Source organism: Kitasatospora sp. NPDC085895 (genome assembly GCF_040702125.1).
Lineage (GTDB): Bacteria > Actinomycetota > Actinomycetes > Streptomycetales > Streptomycetaceae > Kitasatospora > Kitasatospora arboriphila.
Window position 1 is genome coordinate 39,070 of the sequence record NZ_JBFBJY010000019.1, and the last position, 26,419, is coordinate 65,488.

23 protein-coding genes, 1 tRNA gene, 1 pseudogene and 1 riboswitch are annotated in these 26,419 nt (G+C 74.7%); of the genes and pseudogenes, 6 read left to right on the forward strand and 19 right to left on the reverse strand.

Annotated features, from left to right (window positions below):
• Positions 1-106 precede the first annotated feature (106 nt).
• Positions 107-238 (reverse strand): annotated as a pseudogene (locus tag AB0442_RS14945) (DUF2510 domain-containing protein); the annotation flags it as partial.
• A gap of 211 nt (positions 239-449) precedes the next feature.
• Here AB0442_RS14945 and AB0442_RS14950 point away from each other — a divergent pair.
• The gene (locus AB0442_RS14950) at positions 450-866 is read left to right on the forward strand and encodes an SsgA family sporulation/cell division regulator (RefSeq protein ID WP_363542578.1); all 417 of its coding nucleotides are present in this window, start codon (positions 450-452) and stop codon (positions 864-866) included.
• Positions 867-1,234: 368 nt separating this feature from the next.
• Here AB0442_RS14950 and AB0442_RS14955 read toward each other — a convergent pair whose 3' ends face one another.
• From AB0442_RS14955 to AB0442_RS14970, 4 genes are all read right to left on the reverse strand, one after another.
• Positions 1,235-2,671, reverse strand: coding sequence for a glycosyltransferase 87 family protein (locus AB0442_RS14955; protein ID WP_366163060.1), 1,437 nt, complete (start codon positions 2,669-2,671; stop codon positions 1,235-1,237).
• 227 nt (positions 2,672-2,898) lie between these two features.
• Positions 2,899-4,422 carry a cellulose binding domain-containing protein gene (locus AB0442_RS14960; RefSeq protein ID WP_366163061.1) on the reverse strand — a complete coding sequence of 508 codons (1,524 nt, stop codon included), beginning with the start codon at positions 4,420-4,422 and terminating at the stop codon, positions 2,899-2,901.
• A gap of 214 nt (positions 4,423-4,636) precedes the next feature.
• Entirely contained in the window at positions 4,637-6,040 is a 1,404-nt protein-coding gene (locus AB0442_RS14965; RefSeq protein ID WP_366163131.1) for a HAMP domain-containing sensor histidine kinase, read from the reverse strand.
• Positions 6,041-6,123: 83 nt separating this feature from the next.
• Positions 6,124-6,840, reverse strand: a complete 717-nt coding sequence (locus AB0442_RS14970) for a response regulator transcription factor (protein ID WP_366163062.1) — start codon at positions 6,838-6,840, stop codon at positions 6,124-6,126.
• A 167-nt stretch (positions 6,841-7,007) separates the two neighbouring features.
• On the opposite strand from AB0442_RS14970, the gene AB0442_RS14975 reads away from it, so the two are divergent.
• A complete protein-coding gene (locus AB0442_RS14975; RefSeq protein WP_366163063.1) occupies positions 7,008-7,553 on the forward strand; it encodes a hypothetical protein in 546 nt (181 codons plus the stop codon).
• A 31-nt stretch (positions 7,554-7,584) separates the two neighbouring features.
• Here the strand turns inward: AB0442_RS14975 and AB0442_RS14980 are convergent, their stop codons facing one another.
• Positions 7,585-8,130, reverse strand: coding sequence for a VOC family protein (locus AB0442_RS14980; RefSeq protein WP_366163064.1), 546 nt, complete (start codon positions 8,128-8,130; stop codon positions 7,585-7,587).
• 214 nt (positions 8,131-8,344) lie between these two features.
• Between AB0442_RS14980 and AB0442_RS14985 the strand changes: the two genes are divergently transcribed.
• Positions 8,345-8,827, forward strand: a complete 483-nt coding sequence (locus tag AB0442_RS14985; RefSeq protein ID WP_263105176.1) for an Lrp/AsnC family transcriptional regulator — start codon at positions 8,345-8,347, stop codon at positions 8,825-8,827.
• Between the two features lie 42 nt (positions 8,828-8,869).
• On the opposite strand, the gene AB0442_RS14990 is transcribed toward AB0442_RS14985, so the two are convergent.
• The 7 genes from AB0442_RS14990 to AB0442_RS15020 all read right to left on the reverse strand — a co-directional run bounded on the left by AB0442_RS14990 (position 8,870) and on the right by AB0442_RS15020 (position 14,143).
• Positions 8,870-9,676 carry a hypothetical protein gene (locus tag AB0442_RS14990; RefSeq protein ID WP_366163066.1) on the reverse strand — a complete coding sequence of 269 codons (807 nt, stop codon included), beginning with the start codon at positions 9,674-9,676 and terminating at the stop codon, positions 8,870-8,872.
• 49 nt (positions 9,677-9,725) lie between these two features.
• Positions 9,726-10,376 carry a helix-turn-helix domain-containing protein gene (locus AB0442_RS14995; RefSeq protein ID WP_344623436.1) on the reverse strand — a complete coding sequence of 217 codons (651 nt, stop codon included), beginning with the start codon at positions 10,374-10,376 and terminating at the stop codon, positions 9,726-9,728.
• A 350-nt stretch (positions 10,377-10,726) separates the two neighbouring features.
• The gene (locus tag AB0442_RS15000; protein WP_366163133.1) at positions 10,727-11,101 is read right to left on the reverse strand and encodes a DUF2752 domain-containing protein; all 375 of its coding nucleotides are present in this window, start codon (positions 11,099-11,101) and stop codon (positions 10,727-10,729) included.
• A gap of 77 nt (positions 11,102-11,178) precedes the next feature.
• Positions 11,179-11,415 (reverse strand): TM2 domain-containing protein, encoded by a 237-nt coding sequence (locus AB0442_RS15005; protein WP_363542573.1) that lies wholly within the window; start codon positions 11,413-11,415, stop codon positions 11,179-11,181.
• A gap of 209 nt (positions 11,416-11,624) precedes the next feature.
• Positions 11,625-13,454 (reverse strand): DEAD/DEAH box helicase, encoded by a 1,830-nt coding sequence (locus AB0442_RS15010; RefSeq protein WP_366163135.1) that lies wholly within the window; start codon positions 13,452-13,454, stop codon positions 11,625-11,627.
• Between the two features lie 135 nt (positions 13,455-13,589).
• On the reverse strand, positions 13,590-13,976 hold the full coding sequence (locus AB0442_RS15015) for a type II toxin-antitoxin system death-on-curing family toxin (protein WP_366163067.1): 387 nt from the start codon (positions 13,974-13,976) through the stop codon (positions 13,590-13,592).
• Positions 13,973-14,143, reverse strand: a complete 171-nt coding sequence (locus tag AB0442_RS15020; RefSeq protein ID WP_366163068.1) for a CopG family transcriptional regulator — start codon at positions 14,141-14,143, stop codon at positions 13,973-13,975. Before AB0442_RS15020 ends, AB0442_RS15015 begins: the two co-directional genes overlap by 4 nt.
• Positions 14,144-14,380: 237 nt before the next feature.
• Between AB0442_RS15020 and AB0442_RS15025 the strand changes: the two genes are divergently transcribed.
• Positions 14,381-14,818 carry an SsgA family sporulation/cell division regulator gene (locus AB0442_RS15025; RefSeq protein WP_363542570.1) on the forward strand — a complete coding sequence of 146 codons (438 nt, stop codon included), beginning with the start codon at positions 14,381-14,383 and terminating at the stop codon, positions 14,816-14,818.
• Positions 14,819-14,835: 17 nt separating this feature from the next.
• Here AB0442_RS15025 and AB0442_RS15030 read toward each other — a convergent pair whose 3' ends face one another.
• From AB0442_RS15030 to AB0442_RS15040, 3 genes are all read right to left on the reverse strand, one after another.
• Positions 14,836-17,364, reverse strand: a complete 2,529-nt coding sequence (locus AB0442_RS15030; RefSeq protein WP_366163070.1) for a DUF2156 domain-containing protein — start codon at positions 17,362-17,364, stop codon at positions 14,836-14,838.
• Positions 17,365-17,467: 103 nt separating this feature from the next.
• Complete coding sequence (locus AB0442_RS15035) at positions 17,468-18,094, reverse strand: class F sortase (RefSeq protein WP_366163072.1); 627 nt, start codon at positions 18,092-18,094, stop codon at positions 17,468-17,470.
• Between the two features lie 55 nt (positions 18,095-18,149).
• Positions 18,150-20,891 carry a phosphatidylglycerol lysyltransferase domain-containing protein gene (locus AB0442_RS15040; RefSeq protein ID WP_366163074.1) on the reverse strand — a complete coding sequence of 914 codons (2,742 nt, stop codon included), beginning with the start codon at positions 20,889-20,891 and terminating at the stop codon, positions 18,150-18,152.
• Positions 20,892-21,114: 223 nt separating this feature from the next.
• Here AB0442_RS15040 and AB0442_RS15045 point away from each other — a divergent pair, with 223 nt between their 5' ends.
• Positions 21,115-22,380, forward strand: a complete 1,266-nt coding sequence (locus AB0442_RS15045; protein WP_366163076.1) for a hypothetical protein — start codon at positions 21,115-21,117, stop codon at positions 22,378-22,380.
• Between the two features lie 58 nt (positions 22,381-22,438).
• Here the strand turns inward: AB0442_RS15045 and AB0442_RS15050 are convergent, their stop codons facing one another.
• Entirely contained in the window at positions 22,439-23,917 is a 1,479-nt protein-coding gene (locus tag AB0442_RS15050; RefSeq protein ID WP_366163078.1) for an MFS transporter, read from the reverse strand.
• Positions 23,918-24,012: 95 nt separating this feature from the next.
• Positions 24,013-24,327 (reverse strand): SMR family transporter, encoded by a 315-nt coding sequence (locus AB0442_RS15055; RefSeq protein ID WP_344623426.1) that lies wholly within the window; start codon positions 24,325-24,327, stop codon positions 24,013-24,015.
• Positions 24,328-24,377: 50 nt separating this feature from the next.
• Positions 24,378-24,440, reverse strand: a riboswitch (guanidine-III (ykkC-III) riboswitch).
• 286 nt (positions 24,441-24,726) lie between these two features.
• Here AB0442_RS15055 and AB0442_RS15060 point away from each other — a divergent pair.
• Positions 24,727-24,801 (forward strand) — tRNA-Cys (locus AB0442_RS15060).
• Between the two features lie 154 nt (positions 24,802-24,955).
• Here AB0442_RS15060 and AB0442_RS15065 read toward each other — a convergent pair.
• Entirely contained in the window at positions 24,956-26,419 is a 1,464-nt protein-coding gene (locus AB0442_RS15065; protein WP_366163080.1) for a WXG100 family type VII secretion target, read from the reverse strand.

Consider the following 26,419-nt stretch of genomic DNA (forward strand, 5'->3'; position numbering starts at 1 on the left):
AGGCCGGTACGGCGACGGGCGGAGCGGCGGTCGGCGGGACGAGCGGCGGGGTCTGCCGGCTGACGATGCGGGGCGGCTCCAGCACCTCGCCCTCGGCGGGCGCGGGGCGGGTGGTGCCGGGGACCCACCCGGTACCACCCCAGTAACGGACGAAACCCGGGATGGACGGGTCCGGGTAGTAGCCCGGCATGGGGCCGACGGCGGTGTCCGCAGCGCCGCCGTTGGGTCGGTCCGTCATCCGGTTCTTCTTTCGTGGCAGCGTCGATGGCGCTTGGAGCGCAGCCGGACAGTCGCCAGGCAGTCACAAAGGGTAGTACTTCCGCCCCGCCCTTCCCGTGGGTTCTCCGGAAAAACACTCCTTCCCGAACCCGTGTAAGAGCGTGCGGGCGGGCCGCTCTCCTCTCCCGAGGGGCCGAACGGCGGCCCGGTCGAGCGGAGAGGATCCGGCCATGGAGCAGACCCCGAGCGTGGTGGAACTGGAGCTGGACATCGAGCTGGTGCTGTCGCCGGAGCGCAGCGTTCCGGTGCCGGCCCGGCTGTCGTACGGCAGCCACGACCCGTTGGCGGTGCACGTGACCTTCCACCTGGACACGGGCAACCCGGTGACCTGGGTGTTCGCGCGGGAGCTGCTGGTGGAGGGGACGTTCCGGCCGTGCGGGCAGGGCGACGTCCGGATCTGGCCGAAGCGGTCGGGGCGGCGCGGGGTGCTGTGCCTGGCGCTGAGCTCCCCGGCGGGGGACGCGCTGCTGGAGGCACCGCTGGCACCGGTGGCCGGGTGGCTGGAGCGGGCGCACCGGCTGGTTCCGCCGGGCGGTGAGCTGGCGGCCCTGGACATGGACCACTGCCTGGCCGAGCTGCTGGCGTGAACGGCGGGCGCGAGCGGCCCCACGCCCGGGTGTACGGTCACCCGGCCGCCGGGCTTCACGCCCGGGTGAACGGGCCCTGCCGCGTGCCGGGCCCTGCGGCATACCTGTCCCTGCGGCGTGCCGGGCCCTGCGGCGTGCCGGTGGGGCGCCGCCGGCCGCTCGCCGGGGACGGCCACCGATCGGACGGGACGAGCGGGACGGTCCGGACGGCCACGGCACGCCGCGGGGGCATGCCGACGCCGCACGTCCGTCCGGGGGCCCTGGAGCCGGTCTTCGGAGGCGTGGGCGGCCAGGTTGCCCCCACGCGCCCCCAGGCGGCCCCTGTGAGGCACCCGTACACCTGTTCCGTACACCTGTGAAGTCGCGCCCTAGGCGCGGACGCGCCCCTCGGAGCGGCGGCCGTCGGCCCAGGAGCCGGGGCGCTGTTCGGGCAGCCGCAGCAGCGGCTCCCCGGCGGCGCGGCGGCGCGCCGCGACCCGGGCGGCGGCGGCGGCCAGGAAGCCGACGCCGACCAGCGGGTAGACCGCGGCGGGGATCTGGGCGAGCGGCGCGAGGTGCTGGTCGAGGTCGCCCTTGTGCGGGACGACCCACATGGCGAAGGAGAGGAAGGCGAGCAGCGTCGCGCCGAAGATCGGCCGCCACCGGAACCGCCGGACGGCGACCGGCCGGGAGCGCTCGTGGGCGGCCTCGGCGGCGAGCAGGACGAGCACCGGGACGCACCAGACCCAGTGGTGGGTCCAGCTGATCGGCGAGATGAGGACGGCGGTGACCGCGGCGCAGCAGATGCCCCAGGCCTCGCCGCGGGGCAGCCAGCGGGCGCTGCGGTGGGCCCAGGCGGCGGTGGCGAGTCCGGCGACGGCGACGGTGGCACCGGCGAGGGTGGCCAGGGTGCCGGGGTCGGCGGTGTGCAGCAGCCGGGCGACGGCGCCGCGGACGGACTGGTTGTCGACGATCTCGGTCTTGCCGACGCGGCTGGAGTCGTAGAGGTACTTCGTCCAGAAGCCCCAGGTGGCGTCGGGGAGCAGCAGGGCGCCGAGGGCGAAGGTGCCGAGGAAGGTGAGGCCGGCGGTGAGGGAGGCCCGGACGCGGCCGGTGATCATCAGGTAGACGGCGAAGAGGCCGGGGGTGAGCTTGATGCCGGCGGCGATGCCGATGGCGACGCCCTTGGGGAGACGGTGCAGCGGTCCGCCGGCGGCCGTGCCGCGGCTGTCGGGGCGGTTGAGGTCCCAGAGGATCAGGCAGGCCAGGACGAGGTTGATCTGGCCGTAGCGCAGGGTGGTGAAGACCGGTTCGAGCCAGACGCCGAGGCCGGTGACCAGCAGGATGCCGATCGGGCGCACCTCCCGGCGGGGCCAGCCGACGAGCTTGAAGGAGAGGTGGGCGAGGACGCCGAGCAGGACGACGTTGCCCGCGGTGATCGCGACCCGGAGGACGCCGATGCCGAACCAGGTGGTCGGCACGAAGAGCATCGCGGCGAACGGCGGATAGGTGGCGGGCAGGTTCCACTCGGTGACCCGCAGCGCGTAGAGGTCGTGGCCGTCGGCGACGGCGGCGCCCTCCGCCCGGTAGACGATCATGTCGACCATCGAGGTGCCGACGAAGTGCCGGACGGTGGCGTAGGCGAGCAGCGAGACCACGGCGAGGGCGGCGGCCGCGGTGAGCGGGCCGCGCGGGGCCGCACGGAGGTCCTGCAGCGGGGCCCGGAGCGGGTTCCGGAGCTGTCGGCGTCCGGTGTCCGGGGTGGGCCGGGACCGCTGTTCGGGCTGCCGGCCGGCTGTCCGGTCGGCTTCGCGCACCGCTGTCACATTCCGCTCCGTCCGCCGGTGAACCAGCTGCGACACTACCCGACGCGTCCCGCGGACCCCCAGGCCACGACGGCGGACGGCCGCCGCTCCACGGGTCGGAGCAGCGGCCGGAGGGGCGGCGGGACGGAGACGGGGCGGCGCCCTCCGGCCCCGTGCTCCGGAGGGTGCCGCCGTGTTCCGCGGCCTGCGGGCGGACGGACGGGCGCCGCGCGCGGTCGCGGGGTCGGTCAGCCGGTGTAGGCGCCGAAGGCGCGGGTGAAGGCGAGCGGCTGCTGGTCGATGCTGCTGCAGGTGGCGTCGGCGAAGGCCTTGGCGCCGCCGGGGCAGGCCTTGTCGCGGGTGCCGGACCACATGGCCAGCCAGGCGAGGTGCTTGGTCTTGGCGAACTCGGCGAGCTGGGCGGCGTCGGCGACGGTGAAGACCTCGGTGGCGACGTCGTTGACGCCGATCATCGGGGTGACGGCGGTCTTGGCCCAGGCGGCGCTGTCGGAGAGGCCGAGGACGCCCTTGATCTGGGCCTGGGTGGCGGTGGCGGCGTCGATGGCGAACTTGCCCATGCGGCCCTGCGGGTTGGGGGCGGCGCCGTCGCCGTAGTCCATCGCCATGATGTTGACCGCGCCGACCTGCACGCCGTTGTCCTTGGCGTTGGCGACCAGGTTGATGCCGTCCTGGGTCAGGCCGCTGGGCAGGGCCGGCAGGGTGAAGGAGACGTCCAGGGCCTTGCCCTTGCCGGCGGCGGTGCGCTGGAGCTGGGCGATCGCCTGGGCGCGCCGGGTGTTGGCGGCGGTGTTGGCGAGGGCGCCGCCCTCGACGTCGAAGTCGACCTTGGTGAGGCCGTAGGCGTCGACGGCCTTCTGGTAGGCGGCGGCGAGCTCGCCGGCGGAGGAGCAGGCGGTGGCGAGCTCGCTGCCGTTGGCGCCGCCGAAGGAGACCCGGACGTCGCCGCCGGCCGCGCGGAGCGCGCCGATCTGGGCGGCCACCGCGTCGGTGTTGAGGTCGCTGACGCCGCCCCACTTCGGGGTGCAGCCGCCGCCGGAGACGACGAAGGCGAGGGTGTAGTGCTTCACGCCGGTGGTCTTGGCGGTGCCGACCAGGTCGAACGCCGGGTAGAGCGAGGTGTCGACGTAGGGGGCGAAGCGGCCGCCGCCGGGGGTGCCGGTGCTGGTGGGGGTCGGCGAGGCGGTGGTCTTCGTCGCGGTGGGGGTCGGGGTGGCGGTCGGCCTGGTGGTGCTGCCGGTGGGGCTGGGGGTCGGCTTCGGGGTGGCGGTGGTGGGCCGGCCGGAGGGGGTGGGGGCGGGGCCGGTGCTGCAGGACACGTCGTTGATCAGGCAGTGGCCGGGCTCGGCCTGGGCGCCGCCGGAGCCCTGGACGACGAAGCCGACGTCGACGGTGCGGCCGGGCTCGATCCGCTTGTTCCAGGACTCGGGCTTCACGGTGACGTGCTGGCCGGAGGCGGTGTAGCTGGCGTTCCACAGCGAGGAGATCTTGGCGCCGGCCGGCAGGTCGAAGCTGAGCGTCCAGCCGTCGATCGCGGCGGAGGTGGAGTTGCTGACCACGTACTGGCCGGTGTAGCCGCTGTCCCAGGTGCTGGTGCGGCTGTACACGGCGCCGAGCGAGGCGGCGCTGGCGGACGAGGCGAGGGCGGCCACGCCGCCCGCGACGAGCACGGTGGCGATCGCGGAGGCCCCGAGGACGGCGCCCTTGCGGCTGCGACGGCGGTGGCCCTGGCGTCGGACGGGCTGGCTCGGCATGTCGGGTACCTCCGCTGAGAGGGGTCGGGCCGGGTCCTGACCGACCCGGGCGCCGCTGACGCTACCGGCCCGTAAACCCCGTGAAACCGCTGCTCAGGAAGGGGTGAGCCTCTCTTAGGGAGCTCTTAAGGCCAGGGCCCCGGAGCTCGTGGGGCGCGGTCGGGCCCCACGGCCGACCGGCCGGGTCGCGGCACCCGGGCGCACCCGCGGTCCGCTACTCGACCCCGGCGGTGCGGCGGCGGCCGGGCCGCACCCGCCGCCGCCGGCCTGCCCGCGGGGTGTCGCCGGACGGGCGGGTCTGCAGGCGCAGCCGGATCTCGGCGCCCCCGAGGCCGGCGGACCGGCCGAGGGCGAGGTCGCCGCCGGTGGCCTCGGTGAGCTTGCGGACGATGTCCAGGCCGAGGCCGGTGGAGCCCTCGCCGCCGTGGCCGGAGCCTCGTTCGATGGCGGCCTCGGGGTCGGTGAAGCCCGGTCCGGCGTCGCCGACCAGCACGATGACGGAGCTCTCGGTGGCGAGCACGTCGACGGAGAAGGCGGTGCCCATGCTGGTGTGCCGGAAGACGTTGCCGAGCAGGGCGTCGACGGCGGCGGCGAGGTCGCCGCGCTGCACGGGGACGTGGACGGGTGCGTCGGCGCCGGCGAGCTGCCAGGGCCGGCCCTCGTCCTCGGCGAGCGCGGACCAGAAGCCGACCCGTTCGCGGATCACCTCGGCGGCGTCGCAGCCGAGTTGGACGGCGGGGGTCTCGTCGCGGCCGCGCCGGGCGGAGCGGATGATCTGGTCGACCTCGCGTTCCAGCTGGGCGACCGCGTGCCGGGTGGCGTCGGCGGCGTCGCCGTTGCCGAGCGAGGCGGCGTTGAGCCGCAGCACGGTGAGCGGGGTGCGCAGCCGGTGCGAGAGGTCGGCGGCCAGTTCGCGTTCGGCGGCGAGCAGGTGGACGACCCGGTCGGCCATCGCGTTGAAGGCGTGGCCGGCCTCGCGGAGTTCCTCGGGAGCGCCCTTGGCGCGGGCGTCGTCGACGGGCACCCGGACGGCGAGGTTGCCGGCGCCGAGCGAGCGGGCGGCGCCGGCGAGGCGGCGGGCGGAGCCGACGATCCGGGCGCCGAGCCGGTCGGCGACCAGGACGGCGATCGTGACCAGGACGAGGGCGACGAGCGAGAGCACCAGCCAGGCGGTGCCGACGCCGCGGCTGAGGTCGGCCTCGGCGACGTACACCTCGACGACGGCGATCCGGCCGCCCTCGACGGCGACCGGCTGGAGCAGGGCGAAGCCGCCGGCGACCCGGACGGTGAAGGCCCGTCCGCTGCCGTCGCCGCGGTCGCCGCCTGCGGTCGCGAGGTCGGCGGCGGCGGCCCGGCCCTCGCCGACGAGGCCGCCGGAGGGCAGGTGGACGGCGATCCGGTCGTGCGCGCCGGCGTCGGTGGAGGCGACGGCGCGGGCGATCGGGTCCTGGTCGGTGGTGATGGCGAGGGCCGGGCCGAGGGCCGCGGCCTGGCGTTCGGCGGCGGTGAAGGCGCGGTCGCTGGCGGTCTGCTGGACCATCAGCCCGAGCGGGATGAGGAAGGCCAGCGCGACCATCGTGGTGCCGGCGACGGCGGCCTTGACGAGGGCCCAGCGCAGCGAGCGGGTGAAGCGGGGTCTCGTGGCGGGTGAGGTGTCCGCGGCCGTGGCGTCCCCGCCGGTCGGCCCGGTGCCGGGGGGCGTCATGTCAGGCGGCCCACCGGGTCGGCGACCGTGTCGCTCGGGGCCTCCAGCCGCACGCCGACGCCGCGGACGGTGTGCAGGTAGCGGGGCCGGGAGGCGGTCTCGCCGAGTTTGCGACGCAGCCAGGACAGGTGCACGTCGATGGTCTGGTCGCCGCCGTAGGTCTGGCGCCAGACCTCGGCGAGTATCTCCTTGCGCGGCACGACGACGCCGGGCCGGGCGGCGAGGAAGGCCAGCAGGTCGAACTCGCGGCGGGTCAGGTCGAGCGACCGGCCGTCGAGCGCGGCCTCGCGGCGCTGCACGTCGATGGCGAGTCCGCCGACCCGGAGGACCTGCGGGGCGGGGGCGCTGCCGCCGCCGAGGCGGCGCAGGACGGCCGCCATCCGGGCCGTCAGGTGCTCGGGCGAGAACGGCTTGACGAGGTAGTCGTCGGCGCCGGCGTTGAGCAGGCGGACGATCTCGGCCTCGTCGTCGCGGGCGGTGGAGATGATGACGGGCACGTTGGTGAGGCCGCGGATCATCTTGAGCGCTTCGCTGCCGTCGAGGTCGGGCAGGCCGAGGTCGAGGATCACCAGGTCGCAGCCGACCTGGGCGACCTCCCGCAGTGCCTCCAACGCGGTGCCCACGCTGCGCACCGCGTGGCCGGTCTCGGCGAGGTGTCGGATCAGCGCGGAGCGTACGAAGGGGTCGTCCTCGACCACGAGCACTGTTGCCATGGCCCTGCACGGTACGGCATGGGCCCCCCATTGGTCTGTACCTCGGGCGTTATGCGTTGATTGCCCGTGCTCCGGCGCGGACGTTTCACAGGGTTGCCGCAACCTTTCACAGGATTGCCGGGCCCGGGGCGCTGCCGCCGCGCGGGATGCGGCAGGATGTGCGGACGATGCGGAGCGGACTGGTACAGATCGGCGCCTGGGCGGTGGCCACCGGAGCGGCGGTGGCGCTGTCCTGGTACGGCGTGCACACGGTGCTGACCGAGGCGGGTTTCGAGCGGCCGCAGGCGGTGCCGCTGCCGTCCTCGACGACGCAGGCGGCGGCGAGCCTGCCGCCGGCGGCCTCGGCGACGGACCCGGGCGAGGAGCCGGGGTCGACCGCGCCGGCCGACCCCTCGCCCTCCGCGTCCTCGGCACCGCCCTCGCCGTCGGCGGCGCCGACGCTGCCGAGTCCGATCCGGTCGGCCTCGCCGACGGTGAAGCCGCCGTCGCCGTCCTCGGTGCGCAGCTACCTGGTGCCGGGCGGCCGGGTGGCGCTGGACGTCCACCCGGACCGGGCGGACCTGGTCTCGGCGACGCCGGACGCCGGCTGGCAGGTCCAGGTGTGGAACGGCGACCACTGGATGCGGATCGACTTCTCCAAGGACGACAAGGCCAACTCGGTGTTCGTCACCTGGAACGGCCACCCGCCGGACGTCCAGACCGTCGTCCGCTGACCTCCCGTCGCTCCGGCCGTCCGGCGCCTGCTCAGGCGGCGGAGCCGGTGCCGGGGCGGGCGACGTATCCGGGGAGGTAGGGGCCGGTGTAGCCGGTCCGGTCGACCAGGGTGTGGCGGACGAGGCCGCCGTCGCCGACGGCGGCGAGCACGACGGTGCCGTGGCGGTCGCTCAGTTCGTGGGGTTCGGTGACGGCCGCGGCGCCGCGGTCCACGGCGTAGTCGAAGGCCCAGTGCACGTCCGGCACCCGCAGCACGACCTCCAGCACGCCCTCGCCGTGCTCGGCGAGGTGGCGGGCGAGCCGGCCGCCGGTGCCGGCGGGCGAGCTGACCACCCAGCGGGCGCCGCCGGCCTCCAGGACGTACGCGCGCAGCTGCGGGTTGCCGGTCTCCGGTCCGGTGTAGGCGGTGCAGTGCAGGCCGAGGGCGGTGCGGTAGTGGTGGGCGGCCCGGCGGGCGTCGCGGACGGCGAGGACGAGGGCGTCGGTGGCGGCGAGCGGGCCCGCCCCGGTGGGTGGCGCCCCCGGCGAGGGGCAGGGGCGGACGGCGTAGCGGGTGTTGGCGATGTGCGCGGTCATGGCAGGGCCTCCCCGGGTCGCCCCGGGGACGGTTCGGGGGCGGAGTGGCCGCCCGCCGGGGTGTGCAGGAGGGTGGCGCGGCTCCTCGGGGCGCGCAACTGTTCCGTTTCCTCCTGGGCAAGGCGCCCCCGGGGGCCGGAGAATGGCCGCACCCACTGGACAGATTGCCCACCGGGACGACCGACCGTCGGACCGGCCGGCGGACGGAGCGGTTGTGCACTCACCCAACGACGCGATCGACGCACTCGACGGAAAGCTGATCAGGCTGCTGAGCGAGGAGCCGCGGATCGGTGTGCTGGAGTGCTCCCGGCGGCTGCAGGTGGCGCGCGGCACGGTGCAGGCCCGGCTGGACCGGCTGCAGGCGCGCGGGGTGATCGGGGGTTTCGGTCCGCAGGTGGATCCGGCGGCGCTCGGCTACCCGGTGACGGCCTTCGCGACGCTGGAGATCTCGCAGGGCCAGGGCAGTGACGTGCGGGCCCATCTGGCGGCGGTGCCGGAGGTGTTGGAGCTGCACACGATCACCGGGCAGGGCGACATGCTGGTGCGGATCGTCGCGCGGTCGAACGCGGACCTGCAGCGGGTGATCGACCGGGTGGTGGGTTTCGACGGGATCGTCCGGGCGTCCACCGCGATCGCCCTGGAGAACCCGGTGCCGTACCGGATCCTGCCGTTGGTGGAGCAGGCCGCCCGGGAGTGACCGGGGCGGCCCGGGCCGCCCGCGGGCGGCCCCGACGCGGGGTCAGCAGCTGGGCACGGAGCCGCCGCCGTCGAGGGCGTCGAGTGCGGCGACGGCGGAGGCGAGGGTCGCCACCGGGATCAGCCGCAGGCCCTGCGGGGTGTCGACCTTGGCGTCGGCGCACTCCGAGGCGGGGAGGAGGAAGACGGTGGCGCCGTCCCGGGCGGCGGCCCGGGTCTTCAGGGCGACGCCGCCGACCGCGCCGATCACGCCCTGGTCGTCGATGGTGCCGGTGCCGGCCACCACTCGGCCTCCGGTGAGGTCGCCGCCGCGGCCGTTCCCGGCGATCTTGTCGATGATGCCGAGGCTGAGCATCTGGCCGGCGCTGGGGCCGCCGATGTCGCCGAGGTCGATCTTCACGGTGACCTGGGACGGCGGGAGGTGGAGGTAGGAGAGGGCGGCGGCGGTGGCGCTGTCCTGGGACTCGGCCATCTGCTGGGCGGTCTCCTGCTCGGCCTTGCCGGGGTTGCTCTGCGGGTAGACGGCCTCGGTCGGCAGCACCGCCTCGTCCTCGCGGATCCAGGCCCGCAGGGCGTCGCGGAAGCTGATCTTCTCGCCGGCGTTGGTGGCGGAGATGGTGGTGGCGAGCAGCTCGCCGCCGGTGGTCCGCACCGGGGTGCCGGTGACGGTGATGACCGGCACCCCGTTGTAGCTGCCGAGGGTGTTCGCGGTGACGCCCGGCTGGGTGAGCGTGAACGGCAGCGGCACGAACGCCGTGACCCCGAACAGCGCGAGCACCAGGACGGTGCACAGCGCCAGGGCGCGGGTCTTGGGGGCGGTCAGGGCCGTGGGCGGCTTCGCAGGAGACACATCCCGCATCGAACCACACCGGCGGTGCCGCCGGGCCTGCGGTACGGGGTCAGCGCAGCGCGTCGGCGACCTCGGTGGCGGCCTCGACGACGCGCGGGCCGACCCGCTCGGGCACCAGGCCGTTGAGCATCACGACGCCGACGCTGCCCTCGATGCCGCTGAGGCCGATCAGGGCGGCCGCGGCGCCGCTCGCGCCGGACTGCTCCTCCGCGCGGGTGATCACGAAGCCCTGGTCGGGGCGGCGCTGGCTGGGGAAGCCGCGGGCCTCCAGGATGGCGCGGCCGGCGGCGCTCTCGTCGAGCGGGTGGCGCAGGCCCGTCCGGTAGGCGACGTGGAAGTCGGTCCAGCTGGGTTCGACGACGGCGACGGCGAGCGCCTCGTTGCCGTCCACCAGGGTGAGGTGGGCGGTGGCGCCGAGGTCCTCGGCGAGGCTGCGCAGGGCCGGCAGTGCGGCCTCGCGGAGCAGCGGGTGGACGCGGTGGGCGAGACGGAGCACCCCGAGGCCGACTCTGGCCCGGCCGCCGATGTCGCGGCGGACGAGGCCGTGCTGTTCCAGGGTGGCCAGCAGCCGGTAGACGACGGTGCGGTTGACGGCGAGCCGGGCGGCGAGCTCGGTCACGGTCAGGCCCCGCTCGGAGTCGGCGAGGAGCTTGAGGACCCGGACCCCGCGGTCCAGGGTCTGGGAGGTTTCGGCAGTCACGACGCGCAAGTCCTTTCCGCGGCGGGCACCGGCGCCGGCGTGGGGCTCGGGCCGGGACGGAGGTGTCACGCGCAGGTGGGTGTCCGCGCTGGAGCAGCTGGCTCGGCGCCATCGACGAGGGCACGGCTCCGCGGTGCTCTTCTCGGGGTGGGGGTGGTCCGTCGAGCGAGCGTGGGGAGAAGGTAGTGAACTCTTCGCGCGCTGCGGAAGTAGTTGTCCAAAATTCGGTCATCATCGACGCAAAGTCGAGACGCAAATACGGACATTAAGCCCACATTCCAGGCCCTGAATGGCTCAGGTGTTCGATATCTGACCGGACTCCGGACACGGCGGCCCTCGGGCCGGGGCGCTCAGAGCAGGTTCCGGCCGACCGTCCAGAGCGCCGCCGCGGCCAGCAGTGCGGCGACGGCGCGGGAGCCGAGGCGCAGCCGCCAGGTCCGGCCGGCCAGGCCGTGCCGCAGCCGGACGAGGTACCAGGCGGCGACGAAGGGCAGTGCGAGCAGCAGGGCGGCGTTGTCGTGCCAGGCCGCGGGCAGGTCGCCGTGCAGCAGGTCCCAGGCCGCCCGGGTGCCGCCGCAGCCGGGGCACTGCAGGCCGGTGAGGCGGTGGAAGGGGCAGAAGGGCAGCGCCTGCCCGGGCAGGTGGGGGTCGCGGGTGTACAGGTACCCGGCGCCGGCGAGGCCGGCCGCGAGCAGGCCGAGGGGACCGGCCGCCGGGTGCCGCAGGAGCGCGGCACGGCGGGCACCCCCGCCCGCACTGCTCGCGGGACGGGGGTGCTGTCGGGCCGGGGTGGGATGCACGGTCAGGAGCGCAGGAGGCGGCCCTGGGCGTCGGTGCGGGTGTCGCTGACCAGGAAGAGGATGCCGTCGATCAGGGCCCAGACGCCGAGACCGCCGCAGGTGAGCAGCTGGGCGACACCCATGCCGACGTGGCCGGTGTAGAAGCGGCCGATGCCGAAGCCGCCGAGGAAGATCTGCAGGAGGCCTGCGACGACCTTCGACTTGTCGGACAGCTCGGGGTTCTGGGCGGTGTACGCCACGGGGTGACTCCTCGTTCGGTGCGCGGCCGGCCCGCCGTGCGGGACGGCCGGGTCTCGGCATGTGGGACGGGGCGCCGGTCCGTCACCTCGGGGGGTCCGTACCGGAGCCGGGCACGCGGAAGATTAACGGATCGTATGACCGCGTGTCTCCACACTTTCTTTGCCAAGTCGGGAGACTCCGCCCGGGCCCCCGTCGCCCCGAACGGGCGTCAGCCCTTCGCCCACTCCCGGATCTTCGCGATCCGCGCCTTCAGCTGGTTCGCCGTGGCCTGCGCGGTCAGCGGTCCGCCGCACTGCCGGCGCAGCTCGTTGTGGACGGTGCCGTGCGGCTGGTTGGTGCGGTGGTGCCAGGCCGCGACCAGCGCGTTCAGCTCCTTGCGCAGCTCGCGCAGCTCCTGATGGGTCACCACCGGCCGCTGCTCGGCGGGCAGTTCGATCAGGTCGGCCTCCTCGGCCGGCTTGGCCTTGGAGCGCTGGATCTGCCGGTGCTGGCGCTTCTGCAGCAGCATCTGCACCTGGTCCGGCTCCAGCAGGCCCGGGATGCCGAGGTAGTCCTCCTCCTCCTCGCTGCCCGGGTGCGCCTGCATGCCGAACTCCATGGCGTTGTACAGCACCCGGTCGAAGACCGCGTCGCTGCCGAGCGCCTCGTAGGAGAACTCCTCGCCGCCGGCGTCCGGCCCGTCGTTGGCCTTCTCGGCCTCGGCGAGCAGCCGGTCCTCCTCGTCGAAGAGTCCCTCGCCCTCCTTCTTCGGCCGGTCGAGGACGTGGTCGCGCTGCAGCTCCATCTCGTTGGCGAAGCCGAGCAGCATCGGGATGGTCGGCAGGAAGACGGAGGCCGTCTCGCCGCGCTTGCGGGCCCGCACGAAGCGGCCGACGGCCTGCGCGAAGAACAGCGGGGTGGAGATCGAGGTGGCGTACACGCCGACGCACAGCCGGGGCACGTCGACGCCCTCGGACACCATGCGGACGGCCACCATCCAGCGCGAGGTGCCGGCCGAGTAGTCGGAGATCCGCTTGGAGGCCTCCGCCTCGTCGGAGAGGACGAGGGTGACCTTCTCTCCGCTGATCTCGCGCAGCATCTTGGCGTAGGCCCGGGCCACGTTCTGGTCGGTGGCGATGACCAGGCCGCCGGCGTCCGGGATCGCCTTGCGGACCTCGGTGAGCCGCCGGTCTGCGGCCTGCAGCACGCTGGGGATCCACTCGCCCTGCGGGGAGAGCGCGGTGCGCCAGGCCTGGGCGATCAGGTCCTTGGTCATCGGCTCGCCGAGCCGGGCCTCCAGCTCGTCGCCGGCCTTGGTGCGCCAGCGCATGTTGCCGCTGTACGAGAGGAAGATCACCGGGCGGACGACGTGGTCGGCCAGCGCGTGCCCGTAGCCGTAGGTGTAGTCCGCGACGGACTTGCGCAGGCCGTCGGTGTCCGCCTCGTACGCCACGAACGGGATCGGGTTGGTGTCCGAGCGGAACGGCGTACCGGTGAGCGCGAGCCGCCGGGTGGCGGGCTCGAAGGCCTCGAAGCAGGCCTCGCCCCAGGACTTCGAGTCACCGGCGTGGTGGATCTCGTCCATGATGACGAGGGTCTTTCGGGCCTCCGTGCGGTTGCGGTGCAGCATCGGGTTGACCCCGACGCCCGCGTAGGTCACGACGATGCCCTGGTAGTCCTTGGAGAGCGGGCCCGAGGAGTACGCCGGGTCCAGCCGGATGCCTATCCGGGCCGCGGCCTCCGCCCACTGCTTCTTCAGGTGCTCGGTCGGCGCGACGACCGTCACCTGCTGCACCAGGTGGTTGTGCAGCAGGTAGGAGGCGAGGGTCAGGGCGAAGGTGGTCTTTCCCGCGCCCGGGGTGGCGACCGCGAGGAAGTCGCGCGGCTGCTTCTCGATGTACGTGTCGAGCGCACCCTGCTGCCAGGCCCGGAGCTTGCCGGCCGTGCCCCAGGGGGCACGGCCGGGGAAGGCCGGCGACAGGTGGTGCGAGGCGTTCGACGTACCGGCCGGACGGACGGGCGTGTGCGGCGAGGCAACGTCGGAGAACAGCGGCGACATCGGGGAGGCGGCGGCGGTACTCACGGGCTCCGGAGGGGATCGTCGCAGGTCAGGGCGGTCTTCGCGGCCCCAGCCCGCTGTCGGGCGGTCGTCGGACAACCAGCCCAGCCTACCGGGCCGCGCCGGTCCGCCCGCTCAGGCTCGACCCTCGTGCAGCGCCCGCAGCCGCTCGGCGATCACCCCGACGTCGGTGGTTTCGCCGGCCGCCACGGCCACCACCAGCTCGTACGCCGCACCCTGGTCGACCTCGGCCATGTCGGTGCCCGCGAGGTCCAGCAGGACGACCGCGCCCATCCACGCGGTCCGCTTGTTGCCGTCCACCAGGGGGTGGTTCGAGGCCACCGCGTGCAGCAGTGCGGCGGCCTTCTCGAAGACGCCCGGGTAGACCTCCACCCCGAACATCCCGGCGGACGGCCGGTGCGCGGCGGAGTCCAGCAGGCCGGGCTCGCGGAGCTCGGCCGGACGGCCCCGGCAGGCGAAGGCGGCGAGCTCCAGCAGCTCGGCGGTCTCCAGGCGGTTCACTCCCCCAGCCTCCTCAGCAGCTCGGCGTGGCACTCGGCGTACTTGGCGCCCAGGCGCCGGATCTCGGCCCGCCGCAGGTCGGCTTCGCGGCGGTCCTCCTGCGGCCCCGGGGCGTGCTGCGGACGGCCGCCGCCCTCGGGCGGCCGGCCGGTGGTCTGCTCGGTCATGCGCCGGGACGCTACCGGCGGCGAAGCCCGGACCGGTACCGGATTTCGACGCCGGACCCCGGCCCGCCGGGCGGTCCGCCCCCTCGCGTGACCGGGCTCACAGCCCCCGCCCGGAAGGACGGCCTGCCGTCCCGCTCTCCCCTCCCGACGGGCCGCACCCCGGCCGTCACAGAATCCACACACGTCACACGTTCCGCCCGCGAACCTCGGGGCAGGACGACACCGGGAGGAACCGCCATGACAGCTGCGCCCATCGTCGTCGAACAGGTCGTCCAGGCCCGCCTCTACGTCACCACCCACCGCACCGCCGTGCTCCGGGTGGCCCTGCGCTACCGGTCCGACGACCCGCTGGCCGTCCGGATGGCCTTCCCCGCCGAGTTCTCCCTGGACGGCACGCCGCTGCCCGAGGCCCCTCCGGAGGTCGAGTGGGTCTTCGCCCGGTGGCTGCTGGCCGCCGGCCTGGACGCCCCGAGCGGCATCGGCGACGTGCACCTGCGGCCTGCCGCGTCCGGGCGCACCATGCTGGAGCTGCGCTCCGCCGAGGGCGTGGCCCTGCTCCAGTTCGACGGCGCCCAGCTGCGGCACTTCCTCGCGGAGACCCTCCTCGCCGTCCCGGAGGGCGACGAGGCCCTGCTGCTCGACGCCGACCGGGCACTCGCCGAACTCCTCGGCTGACGGCGGGCCCGGGCACCTCAGGCGGACAGCTTGCGCATCAGCCGCACCCCCTGCCCCGGGGTCATGTGCGGCAGGTACGCCTTGCCGATCGCCCGGGTGATCGCGGGCAGCGCCGCCGGGTCCGGGTAGACCATGTACATGGGCCGGTACTCCGGCTGGAACTTCGCCTTGAAGGCGAGCAGCGAACGGAAGCCGTACACCGGCTCCAGCACCTTGCCCATCCAGTCGAGCATCCGCTGCAGGGCGGTCGGCGGCTCGCCGCCGCGGTCGGCGCGGGCCAGCGGCGCCCCGGAGAGGCTGAGGAACTGCGCGCCCTCCTCCTTGAAGCCGAGCGCGGCCGAGGCGATCAGGAACTCCATCACCCCGCTGAAGCCCTCCGAGCGGCGGCGCATGAAGTCCAGCGTCCAGCCGACCGGCTGCCCGGCGGCGTAGACCGGCATCCAGCTGGTCAGCCCGTGCACGGTGCGGTCGCCGTCCACCGCGACGAGCATCCGCACCGCCGGGTCGTCGAGCTCGGCCAGCCCGCCCAGGGTGAAGCCCATCTCCGGCAGGCCCTTGTCGGAGACCCACTCCTCGGAGATCGAGCGGATCTGGTCGCGGATGCCGATCGGCGCCTCCCGGTGGGTCCACCACTCGGCGGTGATGCCCTGCTTGCCCGCCTTGTTCAGCGAGGTCCGGATGGACTGCCACTTCTTGCCGGTGAAGGCCAGGTCGGGCAGCGGCACCACGGTGTCCTCGGCGACCTGCAGCGAGCGCCAGCCGAGCTGCTCGGCGGCCTGCTGCGCGTCCGCGGAGACGCTGTAGAAGCACGGCGTCCAGCCCCGGGCGTCGCAGTACCGGGCGAAGCCCGCGACCGCCCGCCGCCGGGCCTCCGGCTCGCCGAACGGGTCCCCGGTGGTGAGCGCCACGGTGGCGATCACCCGGTACGGCACCACGGCCCGGCCGTCCCCGTCGAACCAGTAGTGGTTGCCGTCCCAGGTGGAGATGAAGGAGAGCGTGGAACCGCCGTACTCGGTGAGCAGCGCGCGGGCCCGGGCCGCGTCCTCGGCCTCCGCGTGCACCACCGGGCGGCGGAAGGCCACCAGCAGCGCGGTCAGCGCCACCGCCCAGAACACCAGGCCCACCGCGATCTCCAGGGCCTGCGCACCGCCGCCCGCGGCGATCGGCCGGTCCGGCAGCAGCTCGTCGTAGGCGGGCGGCAGCAGCACCGAGGGCAGGCCCGCGGCCAACCCGGCGGCCGTGGCGTCCGGCTCGTACTGGTCGCGGATCAGCCAGCCGATGCCGACGTACGCGGCGCAGCAGACGGCCAGGGCGCCGCCGACGACCGCGGCCAGCCGGTCGCGCACCCGCGGCGCCGTCCGCTGGTCGAAGCTGCGCCGGGTGACCGCCTGCAGCACCAGCATCGCGACGGGCAGCAGCAGCGCCTCGCCGACGAGTTCGAAGAGCAGGCCGGTGCCGCCGTCGGCGGCGAAGTCGTCGTAGTTGATCGACAGCAGCCAGCAGAGCACGCCGACCCAGGCGAGCTCGGTGAGCACGGTGAGCCACCAGGCGAGCCGCAGTCCGCGGCGCAGCCCCTCGGCGAGGACGAGCAGCAGGACGGGTACCAGGGCGGCCATCAGCCGGCCCGGGGAGTCGAAGTAGCGGACGGCCGAGTGCGCGTGGGCGCAGGCCCTGGCCGACCCGGCGCAGGCGTCGGCGACCTCCGCCGAGGAGGGGACGTGCGAGAAGTACAGGTCGGCGAGGGTGTTGAACGGGCCGATGGCGTCCCGGTAGAGCGAGGCGACCAGCGGCCCGAGCGCGGTGGCGGCCAGGGTGAGCGCCACCAGCACCCGGGTCTCGGTGTGCGAGGCGCGGTGCGGGCGGTGTCCGCGGTGGCGGTGCATCAGGGTGCCGGCGGCCAGTCCGGCGAGCACCGCGGCGACCCGCTGGACGCCCTGCAGGTAGCCGACGTAGAGCATCAGCACCAGCGGCACCAGCACGACGACCAGCCGCAGCCGGCGCCGCCACAGCGCGGTCAACCGGAAGCTGACGACCGCGCCGAGGGCGAACACCCCGATGGTCGGGCCCACGGCGATCTGGTCCTGGATCGCCTTCGTCCAGCCGAGGTCGGCGGACACGCCGAGCCGGACGGCGGCGGTGCCGAGCAGGGTGCCGGCGATCTGCCCGCCGAGCAGCACGGCCGCCGCGAGCGCGGTGCCGAGCCGCAGTTCGGCGAACGGCCCGAACACCGCCAGCAGCAGGGTGGTGACCACGTACGAGCCGATGCCGGAGCACCAGAACAGCGAGCTCACCGGTGTCCACCAGTGGCCGTCGGCGAGGCTCGGGATGCCGACGCCGACGTACGGCAGCAGGGAGTCGGACGGCCCGGTGCCGAGGCTGCGGGTGGCCGCGCCGACCACCCAGAGCACGGCGATCAGCGCGAGGGTGAGCGGTGCCCTGCGCAGTTGGGCGAGGGCGGCCGCGGCGAGCCGGGCGGGGCGGCCGCCCGGCTCGGGCGCCGGCCGGACGGGGGCCCGGTCGGTGTCCGCGGTGGTGGGGTCGGTCATGTGATCAGTCCCGTCTGCTGGGCGAGCCAGGTCACGTTGTCGGCGAGTCCGGCGCGGAAGGTGTTCCAGTCGTGGCCGCCCGGAACGGTCATGGAGCGGGCCTTCAGGCCGCGGTGGCGCGGACGAGGTGGGCGTAGACGACCACGTTGCCGTCGTAGCCGTGCTGCCGGGTGAAGCCGCCGCCGCAGGTGATCAGCCGCAGTTGGGCGTTGGGCGAGGCGCCGTAGACCTTCCGGTCGGGGAAGTCCTTCTTCGGGTAGACCTCCACGCCGTCGACGGCGAAGTGGGCGGTGGTGCGGTCGGCCCGGACGACCTCCACCTGGTCGCCGCGGTGCAGGGTGCCGAGCCGGTAGAAGACGGCCGGGCCGTCGGCGGTGTCGACGTGTCCGGCCAGCACGGCGGTGCCGCTCTCGCCGGGGGCGGTGCCGGCCGCGTACCAGCCGGCCAGGTCGTCGTCGTCCTCGGGCGGCGGCTGCAGCCGGCCGTCGTCGTCGAGGGCGAGGCCGGTGACGGGCGCGTCGACGCCGGCGCTGCGGATCCGGATCCTGGTCGGCGCGGAACGGGGCATCGGCGGGGCGACGACCATGGGCAGCCCGAGGGCGTCGACGCCCTGTTCGGCGGTGGGCAGCGGGGGCAGGATGCCGCCGCCGTGCAGCATCCAGGCACCGAGCACCAGGGCGGCGCCGGCCGCCAGCGTGCCCGGCCAGGGGCTCCTGCGCTGTCCGCCCAACCCGCGCTCCCGTCCGTCGGTCCGCCCTGCGCGGCCCGTCTCAAGTGAAGGGCCGTCAGCCGCCCGGGGCATCCGCCGCTGCCCCGCCCGGGTGAGGCCCGTTCCGGCGGCGGCGCACGGCGGGCAGCCGCGGGCGGGTGACGAAGCCCTCGGCCATCGCGTTGGCCAGGCCGATCGCGAACAGCTCGGTGGACTTCTCGTAGAGCAGGTAGCGCGGCTGCCAGTCGGGCCGGTACTTGGCGTTGGCCCGGTACAGCGACTCCAGCTGCCACCAGCGGGAGAGGAAGCGCAGGACGGCCCGCCACAGCCGCAGCACCGGCCCGGCACCGAGCCGGCCGCCCTCCTCGAAGACCGCCCGGAACATGGCGAAGTTCAGCGAGACCCGGGCGACCTGCAGCTCGCCGGCGGCGCCGCGCAGCAGCAGCTCGGTGACCATGAACTCGACCAGGCCGTTGTCGGACTCCCGGTCACGGCGCATCAGGTCCAGGGAGAGCCCGTGCCCGCCCCAGGGGACGAAGCTGAGCAGGGCGCAGGTGCGGTCGTTCTCGTCCCGGCACTCGACCATCAGGCAGTCGCCGTCGGCGGGGTCGCCGAGCCGGCCGAGCGCCATCGAGAAGCCGCGTTCGGTGCGGCCGTGCCGCCAGGCGTCGGCGAGCCGGATCAGGTCGGCCATCTCGCCGTCGGGGATGTCGCGGTGGTGGCGGACGACGGCGCGGTACCCGGCCTTGCGGACCCGGCTGTGCGCCTGCCGCAGCGGCCGCATGGCGCGGCCCTCCAGGGTGAAGCCGGCCGTCTCGACGACCGCCTCGTCGCCGAACTCCAGGGCGCGCAGCCCGGCGACCCGGGTGTAGGCGGTGGCGGCGGCCTCCCCGGCGCCGGTGACGGCCGGGATCCAGCCCTGCTCGCGCAGCCGGCGGTGCCAGACCTCGATCGCCTGCGGCCAGGCCTCCGGGTCGCCGATCGGGTCGCCGGAGGCGAGGGCGACGCCGTTGACCACCCGGTGCAGCACGGCGGCCTTGCCGGACGGGGACCAGCAGACCGCCTTGTCGGGGCGGAGCGCGAAGTAGCCGAGCGAGTCGCGGGCGCCGTGCCGGGCGAGCAGGTCGCGCAGCCGCTGCTCGTCCTCGGGCTGCTGCGCGACGTGGCCGCGCGGGGAGCGGAACAGCACCCGCAGGGCGATCAGCAGCAGCGCGGCGCCGAACAGGTTGATCCCGAGGTCGACCCAGCCGGGCACGTCCACGTCGGCGACCTGGACGACCCCGGAGAGGGTGAGCAGGCGCAGCAGCACGTACAGCGAGGCGTCGACCCAGTCGGGCGGGGTGTCGGGGTAGGTGGCGCGGACGACCGCGGCGCCGAGCACGGTCAGCAGGGCCCCGCCGGCCACCAGGACGACGGCGGCCAGCACCACGTTGCCCCGGGTGCCGCGGGCGGTGAAGACGGGCCGGCCGATCAGCAGCGCGACGAGCAGGGCCACGGTGATCAGGGCGGAGATCCAGTTGAAGGGGTGTTCGCTGTAGTCGACGTAGGCGAGCGCCCAGCCGAACAGCGCGGTGTAGATCGCCACCAGGACGGTGGTGACCGTCCAGGCGGCCCGCTTGCGGCGGCGGAGCATGACGGCGAGCAGCCCGGCGAAGAGCGCGCCGGTGAAGCCGGAGGCGACCAGGACGGGCGTGAAGAAGTCCCCGCGGTTGGCCCGCTGGACCTGCTGGCGGAAGGGCTCGATCAGCCCGGCGACCAGGTTGAGCAGCGCGACCACCCGGACGTACCACTCGGCGCCGGCGGCGAACCGGCGGCGCCAGAGGGGCACCGGCGGGGCGGGCCCGGCCCCGGCCCCGGGCGCGGCCGCCCTGCCGCGGTCGCGGTCGGGCGCCGGGGCCTTCGGCCCGGGCTCCGGGGCCGGGGCCGGCTCCGGGCGGGGGGCCGACGGGGCGGGCGGGGCGGGCGGGCCGTCAGCCGGTGCGGCGCCGGCGGGCGGGGCGCCGGCGGGCGGGGCGCCGGCGGGTGCGGCCTCGGCGTCGGGGGCGCCGGCCAGCACGTTGTAGAAGGAGGTCTTGGCGGCGACGATCCGTCCGTGGATCCGGGCGTCCCGGCGTTCGGCGCGGGCCATCCGCTTGGGCCGGGTGCGGTAGCGCCAGCGCGCCCAGGGGCTCTGCGGCCGGGCCAGCCGGACGGCGCCGACCATGGCCAGCGGCGGCAGCATCACCCCGAGCAGGCCGATCCAGATCTTGCCCTTGAAGAGACTGATCCCGACCAGCAGCAGCAGGATTCCTGCGCCGACGAACTGTCCGGCCGTCAGCCGGGAGCTGAAGCCGCCGAGCGGCAGCTCGCCGACCAGCAGCAGGGCGATGACGGCGACCGCCAGGATCACCGCGTCCACGGACTTGCGGCCCTGCTCGCTCCAGTAGACGTCCTGGAGGTGCAGGACGAGCGCGAACTCGTCGAGCACCAGGCCGGCGCCGATGCCGAAGCCGAACGCGAGGACGTTCCACAGCTGGCCGCCGTTGCCGCGGACGGTGAAGGCCCCCACGCCGCAGATCAGCACCAGGGCCTGGCCGAACACCACGTGGTGGATGTGCAGGCCGCCGGGGGTGACGTTGCCTGGCCACCAGCTGGTGCCGCGCCGGATCATCCGGACGCTGAAGCGGATGAAGAGGAAGGAGGCCAGCAGTCCCACCAGCAGCAGGAACAGCGGCTCGCGTCCGGTGTCGACGATCCGCTCCCGGTACGCGTCGAGCAGCGACTGCCACATGGCGTACGGGACCTCCGGGAGGCGGCGCGGCGGGACGGTTCCCACCATCTGACGACGGCTCAGCCGGGCTCCGCCACTCGATGCCGCGTGCGATGGTCCGAACGGGCGAGCGTTTCGGGCGACCCAGCCGGGTTCACTCCGCGTTCCCCGGCAGGGGCCCTCCGGCGTGCCATGCTGTGGGCCGCACCCACCCCGGACCGTCCATCCGACTGTCGGACTGTCAGCCCGTGCGGTCCCGCTGCGAACAGACCCCACCCGAACGGAGACGACCATGGACGCTCTCTCCCGCAGGACCTTGCTGGCCGGCGGCGCCGCCACCGCGGCCGCGCTCGCCGCCGGCTGCGCGAGCGGCGGCGGCCGGGGCGGCGAGCAGGCCGGCCCGCCCGTCCGGGCCTCGGGAGCGGCCGACGGCGGCTCGGGCACCCCCAAGCCGCCCGCCTCGCTGATCGGCGACGGGTCGACCTCCGACTCCGGGCCGCAGCCGCACCAGCCCGAGGCGGTGCCGCTGGAGCTGGGCGAGCGCCCCCCGCAGTTCGTGGTGTTCTCCTGGGACGGCGCCGGCGAACTCGACAACGGGCTGTTCTCGCGGTTCCGGCAGCTCGCCAAGGACCACGACGCCAAGATGACGTTCTTCCTCAGCGGCATCTACACGCTGCCCGAGTCCAAGCGGGACCTGTACCGGCCGCCGCAGCACCCGGTCGGCGCCTCCGACATCGGCTACCTGAGCGACGAGCACATCCGCGAGACCATCAGCCAGGTCGGCGACGCCTGGCTGGAGGGCCACGAGATCGGCACCCACTTCAACGGGCACTTCTGCGGCCCCACCGGCGGCGGCCGGTGGTCCCCCGAGGACTGGGACAGCGAGATCCAGCAGGCCATGGACTTCGTCATGAACTGGCGGACCAACACCGGCCTCACCGACCTCCCGCCGCTGCCCTTCGACTACCGCAAGGAGCTGATCGGCGGCCGCACCCCCTGCCTGGAGGGCCAGCGCGGCCTGCTGCCGACCGCCGCCAAGCGGGGCTGGAAGTACGACAGCAGCGGCCCCGGCGGGCTCCAGGTGTGGCCGCAGAAGTTCCAGGGCGGGGCGCTGTGGGACATGCCGCTGCAGTCCATCCCCTTCCCGGGGCACAGCTTCCAGGTGCTCTCGATGGACTACAACATCATGTACAACCAGTCCGGCAACAGCACCAAGGGCGACACCGCGCGGTACGGCGCCTGGCAGACCCAGGCCCGCGACTCCTACCTGGCGGGCTTCGAGCGCGCGTACAACACCAACCGGGCACCGATGATCATCGGCAACCACTTCGAGCAGTGGAACGGCGGCATCTACATGAACGCCGTCGAGGAGGCCCTCAAGGCCATCGCCGGCCGCCCGGAGGTCCGGCTGGTGTCCTTCCGGCAGCTGGTCGAGTGGCTGGAGGTGCAGGACCCGGCGGTGCTGCGCAAGCTGCAGTCGCTGGCGCCCGGCGAGTCCCCGGCCGGCGGCTGGAAGTCCTTCCTCGGCGGGGCCGCCCAGGCGGCGCCCTCGACCTGAGGAGCGGGGCGGTTTCGGCCGGGGCCGGCGCGGAGGGTCCGCGCCGGCCCCGCCGCCGTCAGCCCTCGGCGAGCGCCGGAGCCTCGGCCACCGCCACGGGCTCGCGCCCCGCACCGGTGCGGCCCGACACCAGGGCGCCCAGCAGGGCCACCCCGGTCATCACCAGGAAGATCACCGCGAACGGGCCGGCCGGCGCCGTCGCCCCCTCGGCGGCCGCCACCGAACCGCCGCCGAGCCCGGCGAACAGCACACCCGCCAGACCGATCAGCAGCACGTTGCCGAGCGCGTCGCTCAGCTGGATCGCCGCCGAGTTGGCGCCGGTGTCCTCCGGCGCCGACAGCTTCATCATCAGGACGCTGATGCTGGCCACCGCCAGGCCCATCCCGACGCCGCCGACCGCCCAGAACACCGCCGCCGTCCAGGCCGGCACCGCGGGCACCAGCACCAGCGCGGCCCCGGCGATCGCCACCGCGGTCAGCACGAAGCCCACCCGGATCAGCGCCTCCCGGTGCCGGTCCGCCCACGGCCGCCCCTGCAGCCAGGAGCCGAGCGCCCACGACAGGCCGCCACTGGTCAGCGTCAGGCCCGCCAGGGTCGGCGACAGGTCCCGCCGGGTCACCATCATCAGCGGGACGAAGGCCTCCGCCGCGAAGAACGCACCCGCCGCGACGCCGCGCAGCAGGATCACCGTCGGCAGCCCGCGGGCCGCCCGCAGCGTGCCCGGCGGCAGCAGCCGCACCACGGCCGGCACCAGCAGCGCCGCGCCCAGCGCGGCCGGCAGCAGACCCGGCAGGTCCAGGCGCTGGCCCGCGTACTGCAGCAGCCCGGCGCCCAGCGCCGCCAGCGCCGCGCACCAGGTGCGGCGCCGGTCGAACGGCGTGGGCCGCAGCGGCGGCTGCGCCCGCTCCGCCCGGCGCAGCGCCGGGCCCATCACGGCGAGCGGCAGCAGGATCAGCACCGGCACGGCCAGGAACACCCAGCGCCAGCCGAGGTGCTGGGTCACCGCGCCGGAGACCAGCGGCCCGACGATCGACGGCAGCACCCAGGCCGCCGAGAACGCCGCGAACACCGACGGCCGCAGCCGCTCCGGGAAGGCCCGGCCCACCACGACGTACAGCGCGACGATCACCAGTCCGCCGCCGAGCCCCTGGACCGCCCGGCCGGCCACGAAGGGCCACATGCCGACCGCCGTGCCGGCCACCACCAGGCCCGCCCCGAACACCGCGATGCCGGTGAACAGCGGTGCCAGCGGGCCCCGCCGGTCGCACCACTGGCCGGAGACCACCAGGGCGAACAGCGTCGTCGTGAAGTAGCCGGAGAAGGCGAAGGCGTACAGGCCGAGCCCGTCGAGCTGCCTGGCGGCGACCGGCATCGCCGTGTTCACCGCCGTCGCCTCGAAGGCGAGCAGCAGCACCACCGAGACGATCCCCAGCGTCAGCGCCCGGTACGGCCCGCTCATCACTCCCCCGGTGTCGGGGGCGGTGTCGGGCACGGGCTCGGCGCGGTCGACCGGGGTCGAGGAGGAGGTGGTGGCCATGCCTGCCATCGTAAGGCGCTCGGGCGCCGGTGACTCCTGACCATCGGTCGGTGATCGCCCGGGACCTCCGACCTGGGCCTCCGGTGACCTACGGCTCAGTGCAGCACCTTGAGTCCGATCACGCCGCCGAGGATCAGCAACAGGCAGGTCACCCGGGCCGCGGTCAGCGCGTCGCCCAGCGCCGCCATCCCGTACAGCGCCGTCCCGACCGCGCCGATGCCCACCCAGACCACGTACCCGGTGCCCAGCGGGATGCTCCGCAGCGCGTACGCCAGCCCGCCCATCGACAGCACCAGCGCCACCGCGAACACCGCGCTAGGCAACGGGCGCGAGAACCCCTTGGCCGCCTCCAGCGACACCGCCCAGACGGTCTCCAGCACGCCCGCCACGATCAACACCAGCCACGCCACGACGGCACCTCCGCAGTAGAGGGCGGCAGCTCCGTCGCTGCCGCCGCAGTACCGCGCCGTCTTGTCCTGCCGGGTACGACGCACCTCGTCCGGGGCGCTCGATCACGCCACCCCTCGAACGTAACACACGACGACACACGGAATTCATACTCGAATATTGACGCGCCCCTCCCCGCTCCCCCTAAGATGAATTCACCAGCACGGCGGAGACCGAATACCGGGCCCGCCGCCCACGACAGTGACGACAGGAGTCGGCCATGAGCAGGAAGACGGCGGCGATCGCAGCGCCCCGCACCTGTGCCGCCTGTTGTCCCGGCTGTCGCTGTTCCCGCCGCGCCTGACGCGCGCCACGCTCCATCCCTCTCACGACGGGCCCGCACGGGCGTCTCCGTCGTCCCCGGCCGTGTGCCCGAGTGGTTCAGGGAGCCGCCTGCAAAGCGGTTTACGTGGGTTCAATTCCCGCCACGGCCTCCATTTCCGTACCACCGGACGGCGAATTCCGCCGCCCGGTGGCACGGCATTTCCTTTTCCGCCCGGCGGGGGTTTTCCCGATTTTCTCCGCACATGCGGAACGGCGCGGACCGCCCCGTCGTCCGGGGTGGTCCGCGCCGTTCGGGGTGCGGGACGGTCAGTCGATCACCGGCGGGAGGGCGGTGCCTCCGCGCCAGGTCTCCTCGTCCTCGACCAGGTAGTCGGGGCGCTGGCCGTTGTTGTTCTTGTCCTTCTTCTTGCCCGCCGCACCGGGACCGCCGTGCATGCCGCCGCCGCCGGGGGCACCGTTCTGTCCGGCCCGGCCCTTGCCGATCCCGGAGCCGCCCTCGGTGAACGACCGGCCGCCGGTGCCGCCCTTGGCACCGCCGATCACCCCGCCACCGCGGCGGACCAGGCCGCTGCCGCCCTTGCCACCGGCGCCGGCCCCGGCACCCTTGCCGCCCGCGCCGCCCAGGCCGGGCATGCCGCCCATGCCGGGCGTCCCCTGGCGGCCGGCGCCACCGACACCCGTACCGCCGGCGCCGCTGCCCCCGGTACGACCGCCGGCACCGCCGCCGGGCCCGGTGGCCCCGCCGCGGCCCGCGCCGGACGTCCCGCCGCGGCCGGGCAGCGAACCGCCGCCGAGACCGCCGGGGATGTATCCACCGCCCCCACCGAGGCCGCCGCCACCGCCCAGGCCACCGCCACCACCGAGACCGCCGCCCCCACCGGGGCCGGTCGGCAGCGTGCCGGTGCCACCTCCGCCGGGGGTCGGGTGCGTCCCGACCGGCGGCAGGCTGTCGATCCCCGTGCGCGGCGGAACGACCGGGTGGCTCGGGGTCGGCATCGACCCCGGCGGGACGTCGCCCGGCAGCGGGGTCGGCGTGTGCGGCGAACCCGGGATCGTCTGCTTCGGTCCCTGCGGGTCCGTCTGCCCCGGCTTGCCCGACGGGTCGTCCGGCACGCCGTTCGGGTACTTCGGCGAGGGCGGCGGCGGGGCGACGATCGCGGGCGGAACGGGGTTCTCGGGCTCCGGCGGGAACGGCTTGGACGGGTCGTGCCGGTTCTCCTTCGCCGGCGGCTTCAGGTACCCGGCGGCCTGGTTGTATTGCGGTGCGAGGTGCTCCATGACGCCGATGGCGTACTGGTGGGAGATCTCGGTCGCCGAGAGCTCGCTGTAGTTCTTGTTGACCGCGCTGATCCGGTCCATGCCGCCGGCCAGGTCGGCCTTGAACTGGGCGTCCGAGCGGTCGAAACCGTCGCCGAGCAGCTTCGCGCCGCGGTCGAAGGTGCTGGGCACCTGGATCTGCGCCATGGTGGCCTTGCTCTGCTGCAGGGCGTCCCCGGCGAACTTCATCGCCGAGGAGGTGTTCTGCGCATGGGCGGCCGTGTTGGTCATGCTCGCCTGAAGCGTGGTCGCCCGCTTGGTGAAGCCGTCGGCGGCCGCACCCTCCCAGTTGGCGGTGGCGTGCTGCACCGCCCGCTGCAGATCGGCCACGGCCTGCTCCAGCTCCTGGTGGACGTTGGTCCAGTGCTGGCTGACCTCGTGGAGTCGCTCGGGCCGTGAGTGCTCCAGCATCCGCTTGAGCGGGATCAGGTCCTCGTGTTCGAACTGGCTCAT